The organism is Pseudomonas sp. 05T35 (genome assembly GCF_056396605.1).
The window spans coordinates 1-3521 of the sequence record NZ_JBFTLU010000459.1 but is presented as its reverse complement, the minus strand read 5'-3'; the positions used below and the strand labels follow the sequence as shown (position 1 = coordinate 3521).

At 57.6% G+C, this 3521-nt stretch carries 5 protein-coding genes; 4 read left to right on the top strand and 1 reads right to left on the bottom strand.

What is annotated here, in order from left to right; all coding sequences use genetic code 11:
- The coding region (locus AC1DH9_RS25285) for a pyrimidine/purine nucleosidase domain-containing protein (protein WP_477808995.1) at window positions 1-645 on the bottom strand (645 nt) is incomplete at its 3' end.
- Window positions 646-993: 348 nt separating this feature from the next.
- Between AC1DH9_RS25285 and AC1DH9_RS25280 the strand changes: the two genes are divergently transcribed.
- From AC1DH9_RS25280 to AC1DH9_RS25265, 4 genes are all read left to right on the top strand, one after another.
- Window positions 994-1428, top strand: coding sequence for a DUF1801 domain-containing protein (locus tag AC1DH9_RS25280; protein WP_427542913.1), 435 nt, complete (start codon window positions 994-996; stop codon window positions 1426-1428).
- A gap of 220 nt (window positions 1429-1648) precedes the next feature.
- Complete coding sequence (locus tag AC1DH9_RS25275; protein ID WP_427542910.1) at window positions 1649-2242, top strand: cytochrome b/b6 domain-containing protein; 594 nt, start codon at window positions 1649-1651, stop codon at window positions 2240-2242.
- Between the two features lie 30 nt (window positions 2243-2272).
- Entirely contained in the window at window positions 2273-3019 is a 747-nt protein-coding gene (locus tag AC1DH9_RS25270) for a molybdopterin-dependent oxidoreductase (RefSeq protein ID WP_427542907.1), read from the top strand.
- Window positions 3020-3087: 68 nt separating this feature from the next.
- Window positions 3088-3402, top strand: a complete 315-nt coding sequence (locus AC1DH9_RS25265; protein ID WP_427542904.1) for a hypothetical protein — start codon at window positions 3088-3090, stop codon at window positions 3400-3402.
- Window positions 3403-3521 lie beyond the last annotated feature (119 nt).

Sequence of the window (3521 nt, the reverse complement as noted above, 5' to 3'; positions counted from 1 at the left end):
CCCCAGGTAGCGGCCGTGGGTGATCCGTTGTTTGGCATGGGAAATGGTCGCGCCCTTCATCGGGCCTTTCATCACCCCGGGCCCGCAGCCGGTGCACACATCCAGACTGCGCAGGCCGAGTTCGTGGCCGACTTTCTTGGTGTATTGATATTCCTCGCTGCTGATCGAGTGACCGCCCCAGCACACGACGATTTTAGGCTCCACGCCGGCACGTAGGGTGCGGGCGTTGCGCAGCAGGTGGAAGACGTAGTCGCTGATGCCTTGGGACGAGCTCAGGTCGATGCGCTGGCTGTCCAGTTCGTTCTCGGTATAAACGATGTCGCGCAGGGCGCTGAACAGCATCTCGCGGGTGCTGGCGATCATTTCGCCATCGACGAAGGCGTCTGCGGGCGCGTTGAGCAGCTCCAGGCGGACACCGCGATCTTGTTGATGAATGCGAATCTCGAAGTCCCGATAGGCTTCCAGAATGGTCTTGGCGTTGTCGACATGGGCGCCGGTATTGAGGATGGCCAGGGCGCACTGGCGGAAAAGAGAGTAGATGCTGCCTGATCCTGCGGCGCTCAGTTGCTGAACTTCGCGTTGGGACAGCGTCTCCAGGCTGCCTTTTGGGCTCACCGAAGCATTGATAACTTGTCTTGCGGTCATTCGATATTCCCTGAGAACGATGTTATCGAGCCCGACAGGCTCAGTAGCATCAGGATAGTCAGTGCCAGAGCGATCGTGCTGCTTTCATCTTCTCCGGCGACCGGGCATGAATGCAAACATCATGGCCGGTGCGCGCCGGATGGTTCGTTTGATGATGAACCGGACAGCCATGAAACAGGATTCCTGGCAGGTGGGCAATTGGGTTTTTTTCTGCGGGTGTCTGGACTTGGCGTAGAGCGAGGGATTTTTGCGAGGGCAGGAGTGAGGAGCCGGCTCGCCGTCTTGAGACTTTGCGCAATACTCAGTGGCACGTGAGCGGCAATCACCACGAAGAGGACGACAACCATCATGAAGAAGGAAACGCTCGGCGCAATTGAAGGAGAGCAGGAGGGCTCTGCCTCTCAATTGATAGAGGCGAGGATCAAGGAGCTGGGGGATTGGCGCGGTGAGACGCTTGCTCGGGTCCGGGCGCTGATCAAGCAGGCCGTTCCTGACGTGGTCGAGGAATGGAAGTGGAGAGGGGTTCCGGTATGGTCGCACGGCGGAATCATCTGCATCGGTGAGACGTACAAGCAGGTCGTGAAGATGACCTTCGCCAAGGGCGCTTCGCTGGAGGACCCTTCAGGTCTCTTCAACTCCAGCCTCGAAGGCAACACCCGGCGTGCCATTGATATCCACGAAGGCGACAGGCTTGATGAAAAAGCGTTGACGGCGCTCATCCATGCCGCCGTGGCGCTCAACACGTCGGTGCGGGCGGGCGCTCGCGCCAAATCGGCTGGATGAGCGGCCCTGCGGGATCAGGCTTCGCTCATCTGCACAAAGTGCCAGGGCGAATAATGTAAAACAGTTTCTAAAAGTCGCTGCTAGTCTTGGTAGATATGTCGCCAGATCGGCGCTGTTTGCGACTCCATTTGAGTTGCCGGTTAACCATGGGGGATTGAGCCAACACACGTCGTGGTGGTCGGGGGGATTTTACCGGCGCGTTGCCGGCAGGGCAGGCATCATGGGTAGTTCGCAAACTATTCACCCGATCTGGCTACGGCTGACCCACTGGATCAACGTCATCGCCGTGGTCATCCTGGTGATGAGCGGCTGGCGCATCTATAACGCCGCGCCGATTTTTTCCTTTCAGATTCCCGCCGGTATCACCTTGGGTGGCTGGTTGGCCGGTGCACTGCTGTGGCACTTTGCGGCGATGTGGATACTGTTCATCAACGGCATTGTTTACCTGCTGCTGAATATCTTTTCCGGGCGCATCGTCCACAAGTTCTTCCCCATACCTCCCCGCGAAGTCCTGCATGATTTCCTCGCCGCGCTCAGAGGCAAGCTCGCCCATGCGGACTTGCGGCACTACAACACCCTGCAAAAGCTCGCCTACCTGTTTGCCGTGCTCGATCTCGTTGTGCTGGTGCTGTCGGGGCTGGTGATCTGGAAGTCAGTGCAGTTTCCGTTACTGAGGGAGCTGATGGGCGGTTATGACTCGGCGCGCATCGTGCATTTTGTCTGCATGGCGTTGCTGGTCGCTTTTACCGTGGTGCATCTGGTGATGGTGGCCCTCGTGCCACGCACCCTGATTGCCATGCTGCGGGGGCGCTAACTCATGAACAGAACGACTGGAAAAGACCGGATGGATGATCCCGCCATCATCAGATCGGTGGCGCAGGAGCTTGAATTGCCTGCGCGCCGGCAATTTCTTCGGCATGCCTGGACGCTGGGTGGGATTGCCTTGCTGACAGGTTGTCGGCTGGATGACAGCGACTCGGTGGAGTCCATGCTGAAAATGGTCTCGCGCTTCAATGACAAGGTTCAGGCGGCGCTGTTCGATCCGGCCCGATTGGCACCGACCTACCCCGAGTCGATGATGACGCGCCCGTTTCCATTCAATGCCTATTACGACCGCAACGGCATTCCGGACATCGAGGAAGATGAGTTCTCACTCACGGTGGGTGGTCTGGTCCAGGACAAACACAGCTGGACCCTCGCCGAGTTGAACCAGTTGCCGCACACGACTCAGGTTACGCGGCTGATTTGCGTGGAGGGCTGGAGCGCCATCGGCAAATGGGGTGGCGTGACCTTTTCGACTTTTCTGCAACGTGTGGGCGCCGACACCCGTGCCAAATATGTCGGGCTCAAATGCGCGGATGACTATTACACCAGCATCGACATGCCGACGGCCCTGCACGCGCAAACGCTGCTGACCCTGAGCTATGACGATCAGGTATTGCCACCGGAATACGGTTACCCCCTGCGCCTGCGTATGCCGACAAAGCTGGGCTTCAAGAACCCGAAACATGTGGTGGAGATTTTCGTGACCAACGATTACCCCGGTGGATATTGGGAGGATCAGGGTTACAACTGGTTCAGTGGCAGCTGAGCAATCGGCTGTTMTGAAACGCGGCGCATTGCCGCTGTCCTTAACGCGAACTGCACAGGAGTAGTGACATGAAGAAGCTGATTGCTGCGGCGATTGCTGCCGTAGTCCTGGTGGTGGCCGCCCCGTTGTTTGCGGCGCAAGCCAATACGAATGACATGTCCAAGGATCAGATGGACAAGGACACGATGAAAAAGGACACGATGAAAAATGACGAAATGAAAAGTAATGCCGCCAAGACCACCAAGCACCACTACAAGACCAAGGGCGAGAAGACCAAGAGTGCCACCATGAAGAAAGACAGCATGGAGAAAGGTGGCGCGATGAAGAGCGAGGGCATGGAGAAAAAGGACGAAATGGGCAATGACACGATGAAAAAATATTAAGGCGCCCGGTCGCTTCAGCAGTGGATCACGTGTGGTCCTGCCCAGGACATGCCAGGGTCATCAGTAGCTGCTGAGGCACCAGAACAGCTGTCGGTCATGGCGTCAGGAGTGGCTCATTC

What these genes read in the sequence shown, in the direction of transcription:
- AC1DH9_RS25280 (WP_427542913.1), top strand. Translation starts at nt 994, where the DNA reads ATGAAGAAGGAAACGCTCGGCGCAATTGAAGGAGAGCAGGAGGGCTCT.
- AC1DH9_RS25265 (WP_427542904.1), top strand. Translation starts at nt 3,088, where the DNA reads ATGAAGAAGCTGATTGCTGCGGCGATTGCTGCCGTAGTCCTGGTGGTG.
- AC1DH9_RS25275 (WP_427542910.1), top strand. Translation starts at nt 1,649, where the DNA reads ATGGGTAGTTCGCAAACTATTCACCCGATCTGGCTACGGCTGACCCAC.
- AC1DH9_RS25270 (WP_427542907.1), top strand. Translation starts at nt 2,273, where the DNA reads ATGGATGATCCCGCCATCATCAGATCGGTGGCGCAGGAGCTTGAATTG.